Origin of the sequence: Hymenobacter sp. YIM 151500-1 (genome assembly GCF_025979885.1) — a bacterium.
GTDB lineage: Bacteria > Bacteroidota > Bacteroidia > Cytophagales > Hymenobacteraceae > Hymenobacter.
The window spans coordinates 1,434,410-1,455,558 of sequence record NZ_CP110139.1 but is presented as its reverse complement, the minus strand read 5'-3'; the positions used below and the strand labels follow the sequence as shown (position 1 = coordinate 1,455,558).

The following is a 21,149-nucleotide window of genomic DNA, read 5'->3' as shown; positions in this document are numbered from 1 at the left end:
ATATAGTCGATTAGTTAGCCGCCTGTGTAGCGGAAGGGAGTTCTAATATTTCTGTTAGCTTATCATGATCAAACGCGACCTGATAGATGCTTTTGATTAAAATTTCGTTGGGCTCAAAAAGAGGGCGGTCATCCTTGAGTTGTGTTTGATACAATACTAGATACTGCGCTTGACAATGTGCGCACCGGTAATAGAAAACGTTTAGCAATGCACCTTTTTCGGGGTTATCATTACTTAAATACAGATAGGACTCAAAGCCACTACCATCTACTTTATGATGGAGATATTGATTGAAAAGACGACCCACAACATCAAGTTGAGCTCTGTTCTCTTTAAATCCCTGTCGGGATAAAGGCCCTAAACCAATGATTCTACCAAAGGCGAATTCAGTTTCTGTTTGTTGCCCACACTGTAAGCAAATATGCCTCAATGTACGCCGCTTACCATAGTAAAAGATGGAGTGTAATTCAGCTGACTAAAGTAATGTGCCGAGAAATAACTCTTTTGAGCCGGCCTCCACTATCATTTCCATAGTATTTATTGAAGCCAGCTTTTCAATATTCACAATGTTGCTCACATTAACTTTAAGAATTTGTTTTGTTAGTCACAATATCTTGAAAATACAATTCAATAACATCTTGAAGAAAATTGAAAAAGAAAATAATATCTGAATTATTAGTTTTTACATTCTTTAATACAGAAGTATAATCGAAGCTCACATCAGCAGTAGCTAAAGAAAGCTGCTGATAGAGTTTGTGTTGTACTTCGGGTTCGTATTGCGCAAACCACTTAGAAAGATCCTGTTTCATCTCCGAAGTATTTTCCTCAATTCTTTGACGAATGTCAGGAAGCTCCCACAGCAGTTGCAGTGGAACACGTAGAATGTTGCGTGGGCCTAAGTCTTTCATGGATTAATGATCAAAGTCTACAACATGTATGTTTTCAGTCCCTTTAACACCTCTACGCCAAAGTTGCTCTATAAACTGGTAGGTGAATGATTGATCAGGCATATAATGTCCGCTACGGTTAGAAACCATCTTAACTACACCATTATGCACTTCTACTTCCCCTGCTGCAGCAACTGGTGCACCAGATAAGAAGCTGGAATGATGAAAAATTCCAGCTTGTTGATGTAATGAGGCATATATCTTTCCATCAGGAGACATAACAAAAATGGCCTTACCCTTTCCTGTAACGGTTCCTGCACCCTGTGTGTCGAACAATTCGCCACTTGCATTGCGTAGTTTCCCATCCGAATCAACGCTGAGTTCAAATGCTTTCCGTTGTTCTTCGGATAGATATTGCACCTTGGTTCCCCATACAGCGCCTGTTTCTTCACCTTCGTAATCGGGGTCCATTGAAACAGTACTGTAGTTAGGAGCAACTTCCTCAGGAGGAGAAGTGATAACTGGTGTCGGTGCCACCGGCCCCGGCTCGGCCACAGGCGGCGTATACGCATAGCTGCGCGGGGGCGGCATAACAAACGGCCCCGGCGCCCCACCGGCCTGTTTGCCCATTTCCTCGGGGGCCAGCTCGATGTAGACCTACCGTCTAGGCTGTTAGCCGGGGTACCACAGTTGCGAGGAGAACTATAAGGGTAATAGATGCTCAGGAATGTGGAAAAGCCCCTGCTTTAACTGAAGCAGAGGCTTTAAGAGGTGTGGCAGAACCTGATTCTTCTACGGACTACTAATCTACATTGGATTACTCCTCGCTGACTACTTGTACCTGCTTCGCAAAAGGACCAACTGTAATTGTAGTTTGTTCGCTTGCCGGGAAGGGGGCGGTGTGGTGAACAGGCCCTACTGGTGTGTTGACTATATCTATTGAACTTTCGATGGAAGGTCCGGCAAGAAAATATCCTAATTTGAAATAAAGCGTACAAGTAATAATGTTTCCCCGGTGCGGACCAGGTTCATATACTGTATACGGCATGAGTGGCTCACGCACTTGGAAGACTTCGGTGTAAGTTTCTTGAGGCAGTATGCGGCTTAAACAGGGAATTTGTAGGGCCTCTACCAGCACCCACCGGGGTACATCCACTACTGCTTTACCCACCGTGACGCTGGTACCATCTAGCACAATGTTGGCAAGATTGGGCTCAACCATGTAAATATTTCGCTGAGTATTGGCGTCAAACTCGATGTTTTTATATAAGCGGTTGCATAGATAGATAGGGTAGGCAGCCGTGTTCTTGATTTGGTAACGTAACTCCAGCACTTCTGGCGTCAACTGCATAACTGTTACATTAAGTGTACAGTCTACATTTGCGACTGTCAGCGTTTCGACTGTAGACATTATTTGAGTGGCGGTATTCATTGAGTGTAAGGTAAAAGATTAATACTGGGTTCTCAGAGGCTGCGTGGGAGTCCACTCTTGGCGTATTTTGTTCTCAGTGACGTGGTAATCATCGTGTGGCGGCACACCTACGGTTTCGAGTTCTAAAACAGGGGCTTGGGCTGGTTTGGTTGGATCAAGACGGTTTATGCGGCCTGGGTTAGTACCCATACCTTCTCGCATTCTACCGTAGGCCGCTTGCTCAGCATGAATAAGCTCGTGCGCCAGCCCAATAGCGGGAGGACGTTTCGCCCATGCTTCTTCGCCAATTACCTCCCGAGCCGGATTGTATGCTATTGTTAAGCCCAAGCCTTTTTCTGGAGTGATGCCGTCCGCTTTATAGTAACATTGCTCGGCGTGAGCTTTAGGAATGATTGCCCGATTTAATCCATCAAAAGCATAGGAAATAGTGGTTTGTTTACCAGATGCATGTAAAGATTGTAGTAATGCACGGCCGGTTGGAGTAGCGTAAATTTTTTGCAAATCTGCTTTTACTGCCTCTTCAAACAAATCAAGTCCTTCTTCACCGCTCGCTCGTTCTAGCACAATAGAATGCCCCAGCATAGCAGCTAGCTCGGGATGCATAGTAGATCCTAATGTCGCTGAGAGGTTCGATTTATCCGATTTAGAGGAAGGCGTCTCTGCCTCGTTCAACGATTGAGCGACATACGCATAGCTGCGCGGGGGCGGCATAACGAACGGCCCGGCGCCCCACCGGCCTGTTTGCCCATTTCCTCGGGGGCCAGCTCGATGTAGACCCACCAACTGGGCTCCCCGTCCTGGCCGCGGCTGTCGAAGCGCTCCACCGTGGTGCTGGCGCAGCAGTTGCGAGTCTAGTTGTTATTGGTTGCCCTCATTTGCATTGGCTAGCATCAGACGGGATGGCAACCACTTATAGATGATGCAGAGAGTATAGCTTGTCAATAGTCGTGTCACCAGCAATGTTATTGCAAAGCATTATTAATTGGAGCTACCTCTTTCAAGATGCTCTCTAGTTCAGCGTGCAACTGCTCTATCCGTCGCCGTTTTTCCGGATTATTTACAGGGAATTCAATATAATCGGCCCAATGGCTATCTAAATGGTGTCCAATAGAAGAAACAAGCGTGCCTGTTCGAGCGGAGGTTAACTCTCGTGAACTAGCTAAGCGCTCCAGTAATCCATTACGTTGGCTTCTGGCGTCCACCATACTTATGTCTGCCCAGTCTCGAGGAGCTTGTATATCAGTCGAGTATAATTCTACTAGGGTCTCAAATACGTTGGCCGCTCTTCGAACAAGAGTTCTGTATGCTTCAGTGTAATTTACCATGACTTGTGGAGGTGAGTAACGTCTTGAATGTGGTTGCCAAAATCAGGGTCGCGTGAAAGCTTGTTAGGCACGAAAATTTGCGAATCGCCTCCAGGAAGATGATACCCGTTGTCAGTTTTATCATCGTACTTGCCTGATACTGGCTGGGCAGCAGTAGGTCCTTCCCAAACGTAAAACTTGGGCTCCTTTCTAACCGGGTCGACGTAGGGTGGAGCTGTGAATTCATAGACGCGTTGGAAATTATTCCATTCCGGCATTACTGCCGTGCCTCCAATTACGTCTGATAGAGCAGTGGGCGGTGTGCGCGTCCAATAACCACCAGTGCGGGCGTACTTGTCGTTGTCAGGGTCGCTGGTGACGCGGTAGAGTTTTTCACCCGGTGGTATCTCTACCAGCGTAGTACTGCCCGTAAAAGTAATTGCATTTCGATCTGGTAAGTCAAAGGCTGGGTCATCAACGCCAAAACTGCTAGCTGGTATAGCAGCCTGAGGCAATCCGTTATTTATATAAGCCTTTTTCTCGACCCCAGGAATATTGGCGTAGTCATCAATAACTACACGTTGCTGATAAATGCCTTTTTGTAGATCAGCTTCTTTTAAACGCTCATATACAAGCTGTTTATTTTCTGAACTGAGGATAGCGGACTTGAGCTTGTTTTCATCGAGCCCCTTTGCTACCCAGAGCTTTATATTGTCTCGCACTTCAATGCCCGCGAGCTTCTCTAAGTCATCTAGCCAAGCATCAGCTGATGCTCTTAGCCCGGTCTCAGCCGGCGGCGTATACGCATAGTTACGCGGGGGCGGCATAACGAACGGCCCCGGCGCCCCACCAGCTACTTTACCTATTTCCTCTGGTGCCAGCCCAAAGCAAATTTTGCAGGTAGTCTATAAGTTATCTATTATGATGATTTAATAGTTGATTCAAGAGCAGATATAAACTCATGTTCATTAAGATTCACAAACGCAATAGATTGAACATGGATAGTATCAGGTTCTGGTTTGCCCCGACCTTCGTTGTCGGTAAGTCTTTGAGAGAACCCCATTAAGTATTGCGCTTGGCAGTGCGGGCAGCGTAAGTAACCGACTGTTGCAATATCAAGCACGGCATTGTAGTAACGTGTCACTTCTTGTTCCTGTTCAATTACGCTCCGAAGCTGTAGCAGCAGTAGTTGTCCCACTTCGTTCAGTAACTCACGTTGGTGGTTAACTTTTTTTAACGACCAAGTTCTGGCTAGAAGAAAAGCACCATAACCCACAGAATGAATAATTGGCTGACCGCAGTTGAGGCAATCATACTTCAGCACAGGTTCTTCGCCCGCAAGAAAAGTATGAGGAAGAGGTTCTGTTTGTACCAAGGGCGCAGAAAAAGTATCCTTCCGGCTAGGTGAGGCAGTAACCGTAAGTTGATCCACTTCGCTGATTTTATGGATGGACTGCATATGAGTTATTTTTTAAGACTCACTTGATTATTAGGCAATATTTCAAATTTACCACTAGGGGAGCTTTTGTATGTAATACGGATGTATTCTTCCTCTTCAAGTTTTTTCCAACTCCAAGGATAACCATTTATTACGGGGTCCCAACCTGGAAACAGCATTTTGGTTTGAACGCCATTGCCTTCATGTCCATGCCAGGGAATTATCTCCGCTTCTTCACCAGTAAAAGGTAGAGGCTTGAGAATTTCAATTTCGTACATTAAATCGTAGTCAGTTTCAACTCCCTCTAGCGCACGAGCCTCATAATCAAAGGCGCCTCCCTTTGGAATAGGGGACGTAAATGTGCCGCTGAGTTCGGGCAACCCATCAGCACCGAGCTTAACATACTTTTGGTAACGGTCAAACTTATCTGGAGGAGTAGGGCGCACAGTCCGCCGATTGAATCCTCCGTTAGCTGGAGGCCATCCTCCATTTAAAGTTTGAGTGGAACCTGATTTCGGATCTGTATATTGTGTAGTGCGGATCAATTCTTCCATCGCTGCCCAATGAGGCCCAGGATTAGGATCGGACTTGGCGGCATTGAAATGCGAAAAGAGCTGCTCAATGATTTTTGGAGATACTTGGTCAGCGCCTCCAATAGTTGCCTTGAATTCATCAGAAGTATACTCCGGCTTAGGTGCCGTTGTCGGTCCTAATACGGCCATAGGCGGCGTATACGCATAGCTGCGCGGGGGCGGCATAACGAACGGCCCCGGCGCTCCACCGGCTTGTTTGCCCATTTCCTCGGGGGCCAGCTCGATGTAGACCCACCAGCTGGGCTCCCCGTCCTGGCCGCGGCTGTCGAAGCGTTCCACGGTGGTGCGCACGCAGCAGTTGCGGCCCCATAGCGTGCTCAGCGTGCCTTGCCCGTCCGCGCGCAGGAAGGTGACGTGGGCATCGACGACGGCCGTAGAAGAAGCGGCCAGGGCTTGCAGTTCCTCGTACTGGGCCAGCGTGAGGCGGCTGGTGACCAGCTGCCAGCGGCCCCAGCGTACCTTGCCGCGGGGGCGGCCCCGGCTGTCAATCGGCTGCTGCCAGGCGCAGCGGCTGGCGTCCAGCGGAATACCGGCAATGCTGCCCAGGGATAAAATAGCTTCAATCGAGGATGTTTGCATAACAGGAGAAAATACCGAGCGACAATAAGGCGGGCAAGATAAGAAGATGCGGTACAGAACGCTACTCCGGCCCGGCCTCGGCAACCCTGCGGCCCAACCTGCGTCCTTGGGCGTTACCTTACGGCGCCAATGCCCCCTCTATGACCAAATCTTCTACGCTCGTGCTGGCGGCGGCCCTGGGCGCCGCGGCTGTTACAGCCTGTACCTCCCCGACCCAGCCCGGCGCCGGCCCCGCCACCACGGCCGATGCGGCCTTCGACCAGTACAAGGCCCGTTTCATTGACTCGCTCTGGTACTATAACCCGGAGTGGGCCTCTTCCCAGGGCTACCACCGCTACGACTCGCTGCTGGTGATACCCACCGCCGGGCGCCGGCAAACCGAGGCGGCAGCCCTGGCCCGGCGCCGGCAGGAGCTGGCGGCGTTCAAGCCCGCCGAGCTGTCGGTGAACAACCAGACCGACTACCGCCTGCTGCAAAACTACCTGGCTACGGCCCGCTTCTACGCCGACACCCTGCGCGACTGGCAGTGGAACCCGGCCGCCTACAACCTGGGCGCCTCAGTGGCCGAACTCCTCAACGGCCGCTACCACCCGCTGGACCGGCGCCTGCGGGCCATCAGCCTGAAAATCAGTCGGGCCGCCGAATACTACGATGCTGCCGAAAGCAACATCCAGCAGCCCACGCGGGAGCATACCAGCCTAGCCATTCTGCAAAATCAGGGCGGGCTGGAGGTATTCGGCAAGGCCTTGCAGGACTCCGTGGCCCGCTCGGGACTGACGGCGCGGGAGAAAAAGGAGCTGCTGGACCGCTTGGCTACTACGCGGCTGGTGGTGGAGAACTACATCAAGTTTTTGCAGCAGGAGGTGCTGCCAGCGGGCCGGTTCCGGAGCTTCCGGCTGGGCAAGGACCTGTTTGCCCGCAAGTTTGCCCTCGACATCCAGTCCACCTACTCCGCCGACGAGGTGTACCAGAAGGCCCTGGCCCGCAAGCAGGAGCTGCTGACCGACATGGGCCGCCGCGCCGCCCGCCTCTGGCCCCGGTACTTCCCCGGCCAGCCCCAGCCCACAGACTCGCAGCAGCTCATCCGGCGGGTGATAAGCAAGCTTTCGGAGCGGCACGCTACGCCGGCGGGCTTCGTGCAGGCCGTGCAGGCGCAGATACCGGAACTGGTGCGCTGGGTGGATGAGCATCAGCTGCTGACCCAGGACCCCAGTAAGCCCCTGGTGGTGCGCGAAACGCCGCCCTATATGCGCGGCAGCGGCGCGGGTGCCAGCATATCGGCCCCCGGCCCCTACGACAAGGCCGCCAACACCTACTACAACGTGGACCCGCTGGTGGGCCTGCCCGCCGCCCAGGCCGAAAGCTACCTGCGCGAGTACAACCAGTACACCCTGCAAATCCTCAACATCCACGAGGCCATTCCGGGCCACTACACCCAGCTGGTGTACGCCAACCGCAGCCCGTCCCTGGTGAAGTCCATCTTCGGCAACGGGGCCATGATTGAGGGCTGGGCCGTGTACGCCGAGCGCATGATGCTGGAAAGCGGCTACGGCGCGGGCACCGACGAAATCTGGCTGATGTGGGACAAGTGGAACATGCGCGTGACCCTGAACACCATCCTCGACCACGAGGTGCACGTGAAGGGCATCACCGAGGACCAGGCCGTGGCCCTGCTCACCGGGGCCGGTTTTCAGGAGGAAGCCGAGGCCCGCAACAAATGGCGCCGCGCCACCCTGAGCCAAGTGCAGCTCAGCTCCTACTTCACCGGCTACACCGAAATCTACGACCTGCGCGAGGAGCTGAAGCGCCAGCAGGGCCAGGGATTCACCCTGAAAGCCTTCCACGAGCAGTTCCTCAGCTACGGCAGCGCCCCCGTCAAGTACATCCGCCAGATGATGCGGAAGGGAATGAGTGAATAAGTGACAGGTGATAGGTAACAGGTTACAGGTGACAGGTGACAAGTGACAGGTAAACGGTCATGCTGAGCGCAGCCGAAGCATCTCTCCCGCTTCGTCCTCACGAGTAAGGTTAGCCAGAGGTAGAGATGCTTCGACTGCGGCTCCGGCTGCGCGGACGCTAGATGAAGCATGACCGTCCATCCTGTCACCTGTAACCTGTCACTCATTCACTCATCCACTCATTCACTCATTCACTCATTTCCACACGGCCGGAACCATCCGGCGGGTGGTGGTGTCTGCCGTCCAGTGTTTGGGGGTACCTGCGCCTGTTTGGATACCTTTTGAAATTTCACTTCTTCCCTCACTGCTGCCTGCATGAGCGTAATCGATACGAACGACATTGGCCTCCGCACCCTGATTCATGACTACCCGAAAGTGGTAGCCAAGTTTACGTCGGAGAACTGTGCTATCTGTGAGCTGCTGGCTCCTTCGTTTGAGAAGTACTCTCTTGACCCGCGCTACTCCGGCATTGCGTTTCTGCGGCTGAACTCGGATGAAAACCCCGTGGCCCGCCAGATGATGGCCCAGCGTGTAGCTCCCTTCTTCGTGGCCTACCACCGGGGGCGGATGCTGGAGTGCGACACCTTGCAGCACGAGCAGGAAGTAACCGACCTGCTGGAGCGTCTGCTGGACTACCGCTCGGTTGGGGCAAACTAGCCCTCCGGCACCGCCCGCTGCCCGAACAAGCAGTCCGCCGAACCGGCTACTGGGCCACGGACGGCAGCCGCCGGAGCGCCACCAGCTAGGCTGGCGAAACAGGCCGTAGCTTCGCGGCCATGTTTTTCATTCTTTCCAAACTGCTGTACTACCTGCTGCTGCCGACGGTGTGGCTGGTGGGGCTGCTGGTAGCGGCCGTGCTGGTGCGCCGGCCCCCGTGGCGCCGCCGCCTGCTGCTGGCCACTACGGTTCTGGCGCTGCTGACTACCAACCCGGCCCTGGTGAACGAGGCGCTGCTGGCCTGGGAGCTGCCCCCGGTGCGCCTCTCCCAGCTGCCCGCGCACGATGCCGGCGTGCTGCTCACGGGCATTACGGAGGTGCGCAAGTCGCCGCACGACAGGGTGTACGTGGAGCAGGGCGCCGACAGGCTCCTGCACACGCTGTGGCTGTACCGGGCCGGCCGCATCCGGCGCATCATCGTGTCGGGTGGCTCGGGGGCGGTGCAGACGGTGGCCCGCTCAGAGGCTGAGGAGCTGCGGATTCTGCTGCGCCTGGCCGGCGTGCCCGCCCGCGACATCCTGCTGGAAACGCGCAGCCGCAACACCCGCGAAAACGCCCTCTACACCCGCCAGCTGCTCGCCCAACACCCCGATATCCGGTCGGTGGTGCTCATTACTTCGGCCTTCCATCAGCGCCGGGCCCTGGGCTGCTTCCGTAAAGTCGGCGTGCACCCCACGCCTTTCCCCGCCGGCTACTACTCCCAGGACCGCCAACTCACCCCCGACTACCTCCTCGTCCCCGATGCCCAGGCCCTGCTGCTCTGGAGCGTCCTGGCCCGCGAAATCAGCGGCTACCTGGTGTACAAGGTGCTGGGGTACTGTTAGCCTCACCCCCCCGGCCCCCTCTCCCGTGGAGAGGGCTGCGCAGAACGTCCGTCGTTTGGCTCCCCCCCTCCACGGGAGAGGGGGCCGGGGGGTGAGGCACTACTCTACTTTCTTTTCCTCCCGCTTCTCCGGCTTTGCCACCCAGATGGATTTTTGATTCACGAACTCCCGAATACCCAGGTAGGACAGCTCCCGGCCGTAGCCGGACTTTTTCACGCCACCGAAAGGCATTTCGGGCGAGGACTTGACCATGGCGTTGACGAACACGGCGCCGGCTTCCACGCGGCGGGCCAGCTGCTGGCCGCGCTCCTCGTCGCGGGTCCAGATGGAGCCGCCCAGCCCGAAGCGGGAGTCGTTGGCGAGGCGCAGGGCGTCGGCGGCGTCGCGGGCTTCCAGAATCACGGCCACGGGACCGAACAGCTCCTCCTCGTAGGCCCGCTGGCCGGGCTTCACGTTGCGCAAAATCATGGGCCGGAATAGGGCCGTGCCAGGGCGGTCCTGGCCGCCGGGCAGCTCCACGCGGGCCCCCTGGCGCACCGAGTCTTCGACTTGCCGGGTGAGGTCGTCGGCCAGGTCGGGGCGGGCCAGGGGGCCGTACTGGGTGGCGTCGTCGAGCGGGTCGCCGGCCCGGAAGGCCAGCAGGTGCTCCTTCATGCGGGCCACAAACTCCTTTACCACGGGCTTTTCCACGATAAAGCGCTTGGCGGCTATGCAGCTCTGGCCCGCGTTAATCATGCGGGCCTGGGCGGCGGTGCGGGCGGCCAGCTCCAGGTCGGCATCAGCCAGCACGATAAAAGCGTCGGAGCCGCCCAACTCCAGCACGGTTTTCTTGATGTGGCGGCCGGCCGCGGCGGCTACCTGAGCCCCGGCCCCCTCCGAGCCGGTTAGCGTTACGGCCCGCACCCGGTCGTCGGCAATGAGGGGCTCCACCAGGTCGGAGCCGATGAGCAGGGCCCGGAAGGCGTGCTCGGGGAAGCCGGCATCCTGAAATATTTTTTCCAAAGCCAGGGCGCACTGGGGCACGTTAGAGGCATGCTTGAGCAAGCCCACGTTGCCGGCCATCAGGGCCGGGGCCGCAAACCGGATAACCTGCCACAGCGGGAAGTTCCAGGGCATCACGGCCAGCACCACGCCCAGGGGCTCGTAGCTGATAAAGGAGTGGCGGGCCTCGGTCCGGATTTGCTCGTCGCGCAGAAATTCGGCGGCGTGGTCGGCGTAATATTCACAGGTGAGGGCGCACTTCAGTGCCTCGGCGCGGCCATCCGTCACGGGCTTGCCCATCTCCAGGGCCATGAGGCGGGCCAGCTCGTCTTGCCGCTCCCGCAGTAGCGCGGCGGCGCGGTGCATCAGCCCGGCCCGGTGCTCAAAGGACGTGGTGCGCCACTCGGCGGCCGTGCGGTGGGCCTGGGCCAGGATACGCTCGGTTTTCTTCCAGCTGAACGGGCGGAAGCGGCGCAGCACGCGCCCGGTGTAGGGGTTGAAAGATTCGATGGGCATGGCGCAAGAGTGGGGAAGCAGGAAAACAGGGGAGGGGCCGGCCCGGCCGCGCAACGCAAGCTGGGCTATGGCCGTAGCACCAGGCTACTGGCGCCGTGGTAGCGGGTTTTTGCGGGCTGCGGCGCCAGAGTCAAGGTGAATCGTGTACTTTCGTCTCATCCGGGCGGCGGCCTTACCTACGCCCACGCCCTTTCTCTAGTTGCTGCCCGTGTCTGCTTCACCTCCTGAGTCAGCCGCCCTCGCCACCGAACAACTACTCGTGCAGCGCCTGCGCGACCGGGACGAAGCGGCCATGACCATCTTCTACGATAAGTACTCCGCAGCCCTGTACGGCGTTATTCTGCGCATCGTCCAGAAAGAAGAAACTGCCGAGGACGTATTGCAGGAGGCCATGGTCAAAATCTGGCATTCGTTTCCTTCCTACGACGCCGGCAAAGGCCGGCTGTACACGTGGGTGCTGAACATCTGCCGCAATCTGGCCATCGACAAAATCCGGTCCCGGCAGTACCGCGTAGGTAGCCGCACGCAGCCCATAGAAGAAAGTGCCGCGCTGCGCCAGGCCGCCGAACCTACCTTCCGACCTGAGCACATTGGCTTGCAGGAAATGACGCGCCAGCTGAGTCCGGACCAGCGGCAAATCGTGGACCTGCTTTATTTCGGCGGATTTACGCAAAGCGAAGTGGCAGAAGAACTGAACCTGCCGCTGGGAACGGTGAAAACCCGTGCCCGGGCGGCTATCAAAGTACTTTCCAAACTGATTCGATAACCGTGGACATTCAGCACTATATCGAATCCGGCATTCTGGAAGAATACGCCCTGGGCCTGCTCAGCGAGGCTGAGCGCGCCGATGTGGAGCGCATGGCTGGCCTGCATCCCCAGGTGCGCCAGGAACTCGACGAGGCCCTGCGCGGGGTGGAAGCCTACGCCCAGGCCCACGCCGTAACGCCTCCGGCCGGCATGCGGGAGCGGGTACTCAGCGGCTGGCAGCAGGCCATCCGCCCGGAAACTCCCGCCCTCGCCATGACGGCCAGCGCCACGCCGCAGCCAGCCCCATCCGCCGCTGCCGGTGAGGCCGTGGTACGACAAATGCCCCCGCCGGCTGAGGTTCAGCCCAGCCGCAGCCGCTGGCTGATGGCCGCCTCGGTGGCCCTGCTGATGCTAAGCGGGCTGGGCAACGTGTTGCTCTACAATCGGTTGCAAGAGTCGGAGGCCAACTTGCTGGCGGCCCGCAACGAGCAGGCCCGGTTTGCAGCCACCCAGCAAGCCGTGGAGCGCCGCCTCGATGCCCGCACCCAGGAGCTGAACGTGCTGCGCAGTGAGCAGTTCCGGGCCGTGCAGCTCAAGGGCACACCCAAAGCGCCCCAGGCCCTGGCCCGTGTGTACTACAACCCCGGCACCCGCGCCGTGTACGTAGATGTGCGCCGCCTGCCCGCGCCCCCCGCCGGCAAACAGTACCAGCTCTGGGCCCTCGACAACGGCAAGCCCGTGGATGCGGGCGTACTTACCGCCGCCACCGCCGTCGGCGACAGTATTCAGCAGATGAAGGACATAGCCAGCGCCCAGGCCTTTGCCATGACCGTGGAAGACGAGGGCGGCAGCGCCGCCCCCACGCTGAGCACAATGACCGTCATCGGAAACCTTTAGGGGTGAATTTCAATTACGAATTGAGAAGTAGAAATTGGTCTTTATAACTCCGCTTTGCCTAGTGCCAGGTGAAGGAGTTACGGACTGATTTCTACTTCCCAATTCATAATTCTTCATTCCTGTGCACGGCTCTATCTTTTCATTGCTCAAACGCTACGTCCAGACCCAATACGACCATAGCACCTGGGTGCGGCTGGTGGAAGCCGCCGGCCTCACCTCCGCCGATTTCGACCACAAAAGCGTGTACCCCGACCAGCACATGTACGCGCTGGTGGGCAAGGCCGCGGAGATGACCGGCATCCCGGCCCAGGAGCTGCACGAGAAGTTTGGCGAGTACCTGGTGCCCGACCTCATGTACATGTACCAGCGGCTGATTCGGCCGGAGTGGAAAACCCTGGACATGCTGGAGCACACCGAAAACACCATGCACCGGCAGGTCCGCCTCGACCACGCCGAAAATGCTCCGCCCGTGCTGCACGTCACGCGCCTCTCCAAGGATGAGCTGGTGATTGACTACGTGTCGCCGCGGCGCATGGGGGCGCTGGCCGTGGGTATTGTGCGCGGCATTGCGGCCTATTACGACGAGGCCGACCAGATGGAGGTAGTGCCCACCACCAGCGAGGAAGGCGAGCGGGTTAGCATCCGGGTGCGCCGCCGGCCGGTGCGCTGAAGCTAAAGTTGGCAGCTCCGACGCAGTTTCGTGAACCTTCGGGCCCGCTTTGCTTTTATTAGCGAGTGGCCGTGTGGCCGCGTCTCACGTGTTACGCTCATGGAAAAAGCAACCTACTACAATCCGGCCGACCTGGCCAAGTTCGGCAACATCACGGAGTGGCAGTCGGAGATGGGCAACAAGTTTTTTGCCTACTACGCCGAGGTGTTCAAAGACGGCGCCCTTACGGAGCGCGAAAAATCTCTGATTGCCTTGGCCGTGGCCCACGCCGTGCAGTGCCCGTACTGCATCGACGCCTACACCACCGACTCCCTGCAAAAAGGCGCCGACGAAGCCCAGATGATGGAAGCCGTGCACGTGGCCGCCGCCATCAAAGGAGGGGCCGCCCTGGTGCACGGCGTGCAGATGATGAACAAAGCTAAGGAGCTAGCCATGTAATGTGGTTGAATGTGGGGAATGTGAAGAGTTGGAGTAGGCTAGAAAGCAAAACGTGAAAAACCACTGGGCTAGGTGCCGGAAATTTTCACGCTCATTTTACTCTCTCCAGACCTACAGCATCGGCCCATTTTTCACATTCATCATATTCACCCACATTCCCACCACATTCCTATGAAAAGCCTCCACGCCCGGCACGACCCCTTGGCCGACACTGGTTTTCAGCTGCGTGTACTCACGCAGGCCGAAGCCGAAGGGGCGCGGCTGGTGCCATTTGCCCAGAGGCTGCGGGAAAGTGGCCTACTGCCCTTACGCCCTACCACGCTGCAAACCATGCAGCTGAACGTGGGCAAGATGTGCAACCAGACCTGCCGCCACTGCCACGTCGACGCCGGCCCCGACCGCACCGAGATTATGACCCGCCAGACCATGCAGCTCTGCCTGGATGCCCTGGCGCGCACCGACATCGAGGTGGTGGACCTGACCGGCGGCGCCCCGGAAATGAACCCGGATTTCCGCTGGCTGGTGGAGCAGATTTCGGCCCTGGGGCGGCAGATCATCGTGCGCTGCAACCTCACCATCATCGTGGCCAACCCCAAGTACCACGACCTGCCCGAGTTTTTTGCCCGGCATGGGGTGCGGGTGGTGTCGTCGTTGCCGCACTTCTCGGCCGCCCGCACCGATGCCCAGCGCGGTGAGGGGGTGTTTGAGCGGAGTATCCGGGCGTTGCGCATGCTCAACGCGGTAGGCTACGGGGTGGAGGGCTCGGGCCGCATGCTCGATTTGGTGTACAATCCCTCGGGCGCGTTTATGCCGGGCAGCCAGGCGGCCTTGGAGCGCGACTTCAAGCAGCGGCTGGCGCGGGAGCATGGCATCGTGTTCAACAGCCTGCTCACGATTACCAACCTGCCCATTAGCCGGTTTCTGGAGTACCTGCTGGAAAGCGGCAACTACGAAAGCTACATGCAGAAGCTGGTGGACGCCTACAACCCCGTGGCCGCCGCCAACGTGATGTGCCGCAGCACCCTCAGCATCGGCTGGGACGGGCAGCTCTACGACTGCGACTTCAACCAGCAGCTCGACCTGCCCGTGGCCGCGCCCGCGCCCCAGCACATCCGTGACTTCAGCGAAGCCGCCCTCTCGGCCCGCGCCATCGTCATCGGCCAGCACTGCTACGGCTGCACCGCCGGCGCTGGCTCCAGCTGCGGCGGCGCTACGGTGAATGAGTAAATGAGCGGATGAGTGAATGAGTGAATGTAGAAGTGAACGGCCAGCCCCAGCGGGGCGGCATATTGGTAGAAACCAGCAAGTAATTAGAGGGTCAGAGCCCCAGCGGGGCGACACCACCGTTCGCGGACGAAAGGTGCCGCCCCGCTGGGGCTTTATAGTTGATATTGACTTATTTTCTACCGATATGTCGCCCCGCTGGGGCTGGCCGTTCGCTCCTACATTGGCTCATCCGCTCATTTACTCATTCACTCATTTACTCATTTACTCATTCCCATGACCTCTCTGCTCATCTTCGCCCGCTATCCGGAACTAGGGAAGGTGAAGACGCGGCTGGCGGCGGGAGTGGGGGAGGAGGAAGCCTTGCGCGTGTACCGGTGGTTGCTGGAGCACACGCGGGCGGTGGTGGGGCCGCTGCAAGAGGTGCGCAAAACCGTGTGGCTGGCCGAGCCGGGCCCCGGCGCTGACCGTACCGACGCTTGGCTGGGCTTCGAGCAGTGGCCCCAGCCGGCCGGCGACCTGGGCCAGAAAATGCAGGCTGCCTTCACGCAGGCTTTTGCCGACGGAGCACCAGCCGCCGTCATCATCGGCACCGACTGCCCCGGCCTGACCACCGACCACCTGCGCGCAGCCTTTACGGCCCTGGCTACCCACGACCTGGTGCTGGGCCCGGCCGCCGACGGCGGGTATTACCTGCTGGGCATGAAGCAGTTGTGGCCGAACTTGTTTGAGCTGAAAGCCTGGAGCACCGCTTCGGTGCGGGCCGATACGCTGGCCGACGCCCGGCGCCTGGGGCTGCGGGTGCACCAGCTGCCGCAGCTGCACGACATCGACACGGCCGACGACCTGCGCCGGTGGCAGCAGGCCGCTCCCGGAACACTTCCGGATGGATTCGGCGTACTTTAGCCGGGCCGTTGGCTTCCTCACCTTCCGTTTCCGTGCCATGCGTTGTGCCGACCTGCTGTTGCCGTGCCCTATTTTGCTTGTGGGGTTGAGCCTGGGGCTGCTGGCCTGTAGTTCGACTCCCGAAAACCCCACCGCGAAAGCGGCGCCGGCCGGCGCCGGCTCGGAGCTGACGCGTCCAGGCGGGCCGTTTCGGCAGCAGTGGGCCATGGATGCGCTGTGGGAAGATGGCCGGGCCGAAGTAGCCACCTACCAAGCCGAGCGGGTGATATACGACGAGCCCCGGCAGTTTGAGTACACGCTGATTACGGTCAAGGAAGAGTTTAATCAGCAGCACAACGTCAAGACCGACGATTACCAGCGCAAGGACCTGTTTCCGGTGATGAAGGTGAACCAGTTCTGCCGCATTCCTACCGACAACTACCCCTACCATTTTCTTACGTCCCTGTTTTTCCGCCGCGACCAGCCCGTGCAACTGCATAAGCTCACCACCTCCTCGCAGGAGTGGTGCGGCACCACGTTCAAGGCCTTCACCGACGAGGGCCTGCACTACCTCGAAACGTACAACTCCTACTGGGACGGGCAGGGGGCCGGCCAGCGCCAGGTGCGGCGCGACGTGCTGTTTGAAGACGCCCTGCCGTACACCTTGCGCAGCTTGCAGTTCGACAACAAGCCCCGCTTCGCGGCCACCATCGTGGAGTTGCAGCAAACCAGTAAGGCCCCGGCACCTACGCTCTACCAGGCCCGCCTGCGCGTAGAGGAAGCTCCCGCCGAAGAAGTTCCGCAAGCCGCCTGGCGGGTTACCGTGGACCTGGCCCCGCAGAAGCGCAACGTGTACTGGTTTGCCCGGCGCTACCCCAACGTGCTGCTGCGCCAAACCACCTGGGATGGCCGCACACTGTTCCTGAAATCTGTGCGCCGCTACGCCTACTGGAACCAGCCGGCGGCCCCGTCCAGCGCCATTGCGGCGGACAGCACGGGAAAATAAGAGAGTTAAACAGGAGCTGGAACCCGGCGACTTTCCCCCAACACCGCCGCCACTACTACTGCGTATTCCAGCCCCACCAGCCACAGGTTTTCGGAGTAGGCAGCCGTTTGATAAGCCGCGTACGACAGCACCGCCACGCCCGACCAGACCAGGGCAAAGCGCCACCGGCTGAATACACTCAAGGCCACCAGCGGCGCCAGGTACCAGGGGTGCACGGTGGTAGCCAGGGCGTAGTAGAAAGCCAGCGTAAGCAGCAGGGTATGAGGCAGGGAGGCGAGGGTGGGGCGCCGCTCCCGCGCGGCCAGGAGGAGGATGCCCGCCGCCGTGGTCAGGGCCAGGGCCGGGCCGACCCAGGCAATGGGGTTGTAGCCCACCAGCCCGGTGCCCGCGGCCCGCAGCAGGTAGTACAGGCTGGCGTTGAACTCGAATGTGCGGAAGTACAGGCCCAGGCTGCGCCCCACGTTGGCGGCCAGCTCCGGCGAGGCAAACGGCGCAAGCACCACCACCAGCACTACGCTGGTGCCAGCCGCGCACCACAGCGTTTGCCGCCAGCCCAGGCGCCGCACCAGCAACGGCAGCACGAGCAGGGGCAGTAGCTTGGTGCCCACGGCCAGCCCCAGGGCCGCGCCGGCGGCCCCGGCCCGGCCCCGCCGCAGCAGCCACAGCGTAAGCAGCAACAGGCAAACAACTAAGGCCTCGAAGTGCAGATTGCCGGTGAGTTCCACCAATACCAATGGATTCAGCAGGTACCACAGCGCCCGGCGCAAGTCCTGGCCCCAGGCCCGCAGCAGGGCCAGCAGCAGCGCCGCCGTGCCCGCCTCGGCCAGCACCAGCACCAGGCGCAGCACCAGCACGGCGCCCCGTTCCGAAGCCGGAGCCAGCACGGCGGCTAAGCCAAATGCCGCTTGGCACACCGGCGGATACACCGAGTAGTAGTGCGGCGAGTTCAGCTTGGGGTATAGGGCGGCCAGCTCGTTTTTGGTTTTTTGTTGCTCGTTGTTTGTGGTGAGTTTAGGAGGCACCCGGCTGGCCGCCCTATCCGGTCGGGCAGCGAACCATGCAGAACCAGCCCCGAATTCATCGGGCCGGAACTGATACGGGTTGACGCCCGAGGCCAGCAGCAGTCCGTCCCAGCGGAAGCGGTGGTAATCGTCGGAGAGGGCCGGCAGGGCCGGCAGCCACAGCAGGCGCAGCACCAGAGCCGCCACCAGGCCAGCGCGCAGCGGCAGCCGGGTGCGCAGCAGGTAGGCATACAGGCCGAAGCTCAGCCCCCACAGCGCCAGCAGCTGCCCGAAAGCCGGACGCGGAGTAGCGTAGGCCAGCAGTAACTGCGCCCCTGCCAGACCTGTCAAAGCCAAAAGGTGCAGCAGGCGAGTAGGGGGTGGACGCATGAGCAAATGAAGGTTCCCGCAGAAGGCGCGGAGGAGTGCGCAGAAGACGCAGAAAAATAAGAAGGCCGGTAGCACACAGCCCTCCAGGTCTGAGCACAGGAGGTGGGAAAAGCCGTCTTAAACTAGCAGTTTCGGCCGCCTCCGTCGTCTGGCTAAGCGTGACATACTGATGTCACGACCAAAACGTAGTTATCGTTTCACAATGAGTAACAAGCGGTGATAAATTAGCCAGAAGGGCTACGCAGGCGGCAAGGTAGCTACGGGCTAGCATCTCACTTCTCCTGTCTCACGTATCACCTCTCGAAGTTGTGGCGGATGGAGTAGTAGAATACCAGGCCGTAGCCCACGGTTAGGAGCAGGTGAGTGGGCAGCAAGCCCCACGTGCGCAGGTAGAGGCCCGCAGCCAGCCCTGCGGCAAAGTACAGGGCCAGCAGGCCCTCCAGCAGCGTGAGGCCGTCGAAGAGGCGGCCGGTGCGGTAACGGCGGCCGCGCCAGGTGCCCTGCCGCTGCACCAGGCCCAGCTTGGGCGTGCGAATAAAGGCCGTGCGTCGCCCCAGCAGCCCCAGCAGCACCGCCCGGCTGTTGTGCAACGACAAGCCCATCGAAAAAGCCAGAAACAGCAGCAGCTGGCCCACAAACCCGCCCCGGCTCCGGCCCGGCGGCTGGTAGGGGCGCCCTAGCGTCCAGGCCGTGCGGAAGTAAAACACCAGCGGCACCAGGGCCAGTAAAAACCCCGACGCCAGGTGAAACACCGGCCGCAGCTCCGGCACCAGGGCCCGCACCGCCACCAGCGGCACGCTCAGCATCCCCATCAGCAGAATAGCCACGAACACGCTGCTGTTGAGCAGATGAAACGTAGCGTGCAGCTTGGTGCTCAGGGGCAGCGGGGCACGCAGCACGGCCCCCAGGTGCTTGCGGGCGGTTTCGGCCGCGCCCTTGGTCCACCGAAACTGCTGCGACTTCAGGGCATCCAGGGTAGCGGGCAGCTCGGCGGGGGCGGCCACTTGGGGGAGGTAGCGCACTTGCCAGCCCCGCAGCTGGGCTCGGTAGCTCAGGTCCAGGTCTTCGGTGAGCGTGTCGGCCTGCCAGTTGCCGGCGTCTTCGATGCAGGTGCGCCGCCACACCCCGCCCGTGCCGTTGAAGTTCAGGAAGTGCCCCCCGGCCTGGCGCCCCACCTGCTCCACCAGAAAGTGCGCGTTCAGCCCGAAGGCCTGCAACTCAGTCAGCAAGGAGTACTCGGCGTTGAGGTGGCCCCAGCGCGTTTGCACCACGCCCGTGCGGGCTTCGTGGGCGAAGTAGGGCACCGTGCGTCTTAGGAAGTCGGGGGGCGGCACAAAGTCGGCGTCGAAAATAGCCAGCAGCTCCCCGTCGGTCAGCGCCAGGCCGTGGCGCAGGGCGCCGGCCTTGTAGCCCTGGCGGCTGGGGCGGCGCACGTGGTCGATGCGCAGGCCCTGGGCGCGGTAGTGGGCCACGCGGGCCGCCACCCGCGCCACGGTTTCGTCGGTGGAATCGTCGAGCACCTGCACGTGCAGCCGGTCGGGCGGGTAGTCGAAGGCGGCGCAGGCGTCAAGCAGGCGCTCGGCCACGTACAGCTCGTTGTAGAGGGGCAGCTGCACGGTCACGCGGGGCCAGACGGCCGGGGGCGCCGGAGTCGGGGCCGGGTGAGCCGCTGCCGCCCGGGCCCGGCGGGCCAGCTGCAGCTGCACCAAACTGAAGCCCAGCATGAACAGCAGGCACAGCCCATACAACACCAGCAGTAGAATTTCCAGGCCGAGCATCAAGTACGAAAAAATAGCAACGGAGCGCCGTCACCGTGCAGCGCGACGAAAGTAGAAAAGCAAAGTGGCCCAGGTAGCACAGCGGCATAACAACAGCGCCTCCCGGCTCCGGAAGGCCCGGCACAGTCGCCAGCCCCGGCCAGGCCTCCCGGAAAATTATAGGTAGCGGAAGATGGTCCACAAAATCTTGTAGCCCGCGCCCAAGGTGCCGCGCACCGTGCCCGACACCTTGCTGACGCCGATGCGGCGGCGGTAGCGCACAGGCACCTCCACGCTGCGCATCCCTAGCTTGGCGGCTTTCAGCTGCATTTCCACGGTCCAGCCGTAGGTGGTGTCGCGCATACCGATGCGTTGCAAAGCTTCTCGACGAATGGCCCGGAACGGGCCCAGGTCGGTGAACCGGGCGCCGTAGAGCCAGCGCAGCAGCGTGGTGGCCAGCCAGTTGCCGAACACCTGCTGGGGCAGCATGGAGCCGGCTTCGCGCTGGCCTAGGGCCCGGGAGCCAATGACGAGGTCGGCCTCCCGGCGTAGCAGGGGCGCCACCAAGGCGGTCATGTCGGCGGGGTAGTCGGAATAGTCGCCGTCGAGGAAGACGAAAATATCGGGCTGCTCCTGGGGCGGGCGGCTCAGGCAGTGCGCAATGCCGGCCAGGCAGGCGTGTCCGTAGCCGGGGCGCGGCTCGCGTAGCACGGTGGCCCCGCCGGCCCGGGCCGCCTCGCCCGTTCGGTCCGTGGAGTTGTTGTCTACCACCACCACCTCGCGCACCAGCCCGGCCGGAATTTCGGCCAGCACCCGGCCAATGGATTGCTCCTCGTTGTACGCAGGAATGATAACATCGAGTAGCGGTACGGAATCAGGAGCAGCAGCCATTACAGAACAGGTTG

Annotated in this window: 22 protein-coding genes; 10 read left to right on the top strand and 12 right to left on the bottom strand. The window is 59.8% G+C overall.

Annotation, left to right across the window (positions count from 1 at the left end; genetic code table 11):
• Positions 1 to 10: 10 nt before the first annotated feature.
• The 8 genes from OIS53_RS06035 to OIS53_RS06000 form a co-directional block, all read right to left on the bottom strand.
• Positions 11 to 307, bottom strand: coding sequence for a hypothetical protein (locus tag OIS53_RS06035; protein WP_264681502.1), 297 nt, complete (start codon positions 305 to 307; stop codon positions 11 to 13).
• A 277-nt stretch (positions 308 to 584) separates the two neighbouring features.
• On the bottom strand, positions 585 to 908 hold the full coding sequence (locus tag OIS53_RS06030) for a hypothetical protein (RefSeq protein ID WP_264681501.1): 324 nt from the start codon (positions 906 to 908) through the stop codon (positions 585 to 587).
• Between the two features lie 3 nt (positions 909 to 911).
• Positions 912 to 1,517 (bottom strand): hypothetical protein, encoded by a 606-nt coding sequence (locus tag OIS53_RS06025; protein WP_264681500.1) that lies wholly within the window; start codon positions 1,515 to 1,517, stop codon positions 912 to 914.
• 187 nt (positions 1,518 to 1,704) lie between these two features.
• Complete coding sequence (locus OIS53_RS06020; RefSeq protein WP_264681499.1) at positions 1,705 to 2,319, bottom strand: hypothetical protein; 615 nt, start codon at positions 2,317 to 2,319, stop codon at positions 1,705 to 1,707.
• 18 nt (positions 2,320 to 2,337) lie between these two features.
• Positions 2,338 to 2,901, bottom strand: coding sequence for a type III secretion system effector protein (locus OIS53_RS06015; protein WP_264681498.1), 564 nt, complete (start codon positions 2,899 to 2,901; stop codon positions 2,338 to 2,340).
• Positions 2,902 to 3,637: 736 nt separating this feature from the next.
• Positions 3,638 to 4,450: a hypothetical protein gene (locus OIS53_RS06010; RefSeq protein ID WP_264681497.1), complete on the bottom strand. Its 813-nt coding sequence runs from the start codon at positions 4,448 to 4,450 to the stop codon at positions 3,638 to 3,640.
• Positions 4,451 to 4,542: 92 nt separating this feature from the next.
• Complete coding sequence (locus OIS53_RS06005; RefSeq protein WP_264681496.1) at positions 4,543 to 5,082, bottom strand: hypothetical protein; 540 nt, start codon at positions 5,080 to 5,082, stop codon at positions 4,543 to 4,545.
• A gap of 5 nt (positions 5,083 to 5,087) precedes the next feature.
• A complete protein-coding gene (locus OIS53_RS06000) occupies positions 5,088 to 6,233 on the bottom strand; it encodes a TNT domain-containing protein (protein ID WP_264681495.1) in 1,146 nt (381 codons plus the stop codon).
• Between the two features lie 140 nt (positions 6,234 to 6,373).
• Here OIS53_RS06000 and OIS53_RS05995 point away from each other — a divergent pair, with 140 nt between their 5' ends.
• The 3 genes from OIS53_RS05995 (at position 6,374) to OIS53_RS05985 (ending at position 9,732) form a co-directional block, all read left to right on the top strand.
• Positions 6,374 to 8,152 carry a DUF885 domain-containing protein gene (locus OIS53_RS05995; RefSeq protein ID WP_264681494.1) on the top strand — a complete coding sequence of 593 codons (1,779 nt, stop codon included), beginning with the start codon at positions 6,374 to 6,376 and terminating at the stop codon, positions 8,150 to 8,152.
• A gap of 354 nt (positions 8,153 to 8,506) precedes the next feature.
• Positions 8,507 to 8,848 carry a thioredoxin family protein gene (locus OIS53_RS05990; protein WP_264681493.1) on the top strand — a complete coding sequence of 114 codons (342 nt, stop codon included), beginning with the start codon at positions 8,507 to 8,509 and terminating at the stop codon, positions 8,846 to 8,848.
• 119 nt (positions 8,849 to 8,967) lie between these two features.
• Complete coding sequence (locus OIS53_RS05985) at positions 8,968 to 9,732, top strand: YdcF family protein (RefSeq protein ID WP_264681492.1); 765 nt, start codon at positions 8,968 to 8,970, stop codon at positions 9,730 to 9,732.
• A gap of 99 nt (positions 9,733 to 9,831) precedes the next feature.
• Here OIS53_RS05985 and OIS53_RS05980 read toward each other — a convergent pair whose 3' ends face one another.
• Complete coding sequence (locus OIS53_RS05980) at positions 9,832 to 11,229, bottom strand: NAD-dependent succinate-semialdehyde dehydrogenase (protein WP_264681491.1); 1,398 nt, start codon at positions 11,227 to 11,229, stop codon at positions 9,832 to 9,834.
• Positions 11,230 to 11,437: 208 nt separating this feature from the next.
• Between OIS53_RS05980 and OIS53_RS05975 the strand changes: the two genes are divergently transcribed.
• The 7 genes from OIS53_RS05975 (at position 11,438) to OIS53_RS05945 (ending at position 17,096) form a co-directional block, all read left to right on the top strand.
• Entirely contained in the window at positions 11,438 to 11,995 is a 558-nt protein-coding gene (locus tag OIS53_RS05975; RefSeq protein ID WP_319805479.1) for an RNA polymerase sigma factor, read from the top strand.
• A 2-nt stretch (positions 11,996 to 11,997) separates the two neighbouring features.
• On the top strand, positions 11,998 to 12,873 hold the full coding sequence (locus tag OIS53_RS05970; RefSeq protein ID WP_264681489.1) for an anti-sigma factor: 876 nt from the start codon (positions 11,998 to 12,000) through the stop codon (positions 12,871 to 12,873).
• A 121-nt stretch (positions 12,874 to 12,994) separates the two neighbouring features.
• The gene (locus OIS53_RS05965; RefSeq protein WP_264681488.1) at positions 12,995 to 13,543 is read left to right on the top strand and encodes a heme NO-binding domain-containing protein; all 549 of its coding nucleotides are present in this window, start codon (positions 12,995 to 12,997) and stop codon (positions 13,541 to 13,543) included.
• Positions 13,544 to 13,642: 99 nt separating this feature from the next.
• The gene (locus tag OIS53_RS05960; RefSeq protein ID WP_264681487.1) at positions 13,643 to 13,981 is read left to right on the top strand and encodes an arsenosugar biosynthesis-associated peroxidase-like protein; all 339 of its coding nucleotides are present in this window, start codon (positions 13,643 to 13,645) and stop codon (positions 13,979 to 13,981) included.
• Positions 13,982 to 14,152: 171 nt separating this feature from the next.
• The gene (arsS, locus tag OIS53_RS05955) at positions 14,153 to 15,208 is read left to right on the top strand and encodes an arsenosugar biosynthesis radical SAM (seleno)protein ArsS (protein ID WP_264681486.1); all 1,056 of its coding nucleotides are present in this window, start codon (positions 14,153 to 14,155) and stop codon (positions 15,206 to 15,208) included.
• Positions 15,209 to 15,481: 273 nt separating this feature from the next.
• Entirely contained in the window at positions 15,482 to 16,111 is a 630-nt protein-coding gene (locus tag OIS53_RS05950) for a TIGR04282 family arsenosugar biosynthesis glycosyltransferase (RefSeq protein WP_264681485.1), read from the top strand.
• A gap of 37 nt (positions 16,112 to 16,148) precedes the next feature.
• A complete protein-coding gene (locus OIS53_RS05945) occupies positions 16,149 to 17,096 on the top strand; it encodes a hypothetical protein (RefSeq protein WP_264681484.1) in 948 nt (315 codons plus the stop codon).
• A 5-nt stretch (positions 17,097 to 17,101) separates the two neighbouring features.
• On the opposite strand, the gene OIS53_RS05940 is transcribed toward OIS53_RS05945, so the two are convergent.
• The 3 genes from OIS53_RS05940 to OIS53_RS05930 form a co-directional block, all read right to left on the bottom strand.
• Positions 17,102 to 18,487, bottom strand: coding sequence for a glycosyltransferase 87 family protein (locus OIS53_RS05940; RefSeq protein WP_264681483.1), 1,386 nt, complete (start codon positions 18,485 to 18,487; stop codon positions 17,102 to 17,104).
• A 293-nt stretch (positions 18,488 to 18,780) separates the two neighbouring features.
• On the bottom strand, positions 18,781 to 20,265 hold the full coding sequence (locus OIS53_RS05935; protein WP_264681482.1) for a cellulose synthase family protein: 1,485 nt from the start codon (positions 20,263 to 20,265) through the stop codon (positions 18,781 to 18,783).
• A 156-nt stretch (positions 20,266 to 20,421) separates the two neighbouring features.
• On the bottom strand, positions 20,422 to 21,135 hold the full coding sequence (locus OIS53_RS05930) for a glycosyltransferase family 2 protein (RefSeq protein WP_264681481.1): 714 nt from the start codon (positions 21,133 to 21,135) through the stop codon (positions 20,422 to 20,424).
• Between the last annotated feature and the right edge of the window lie 14 nt (positions 21,136 to 21,149).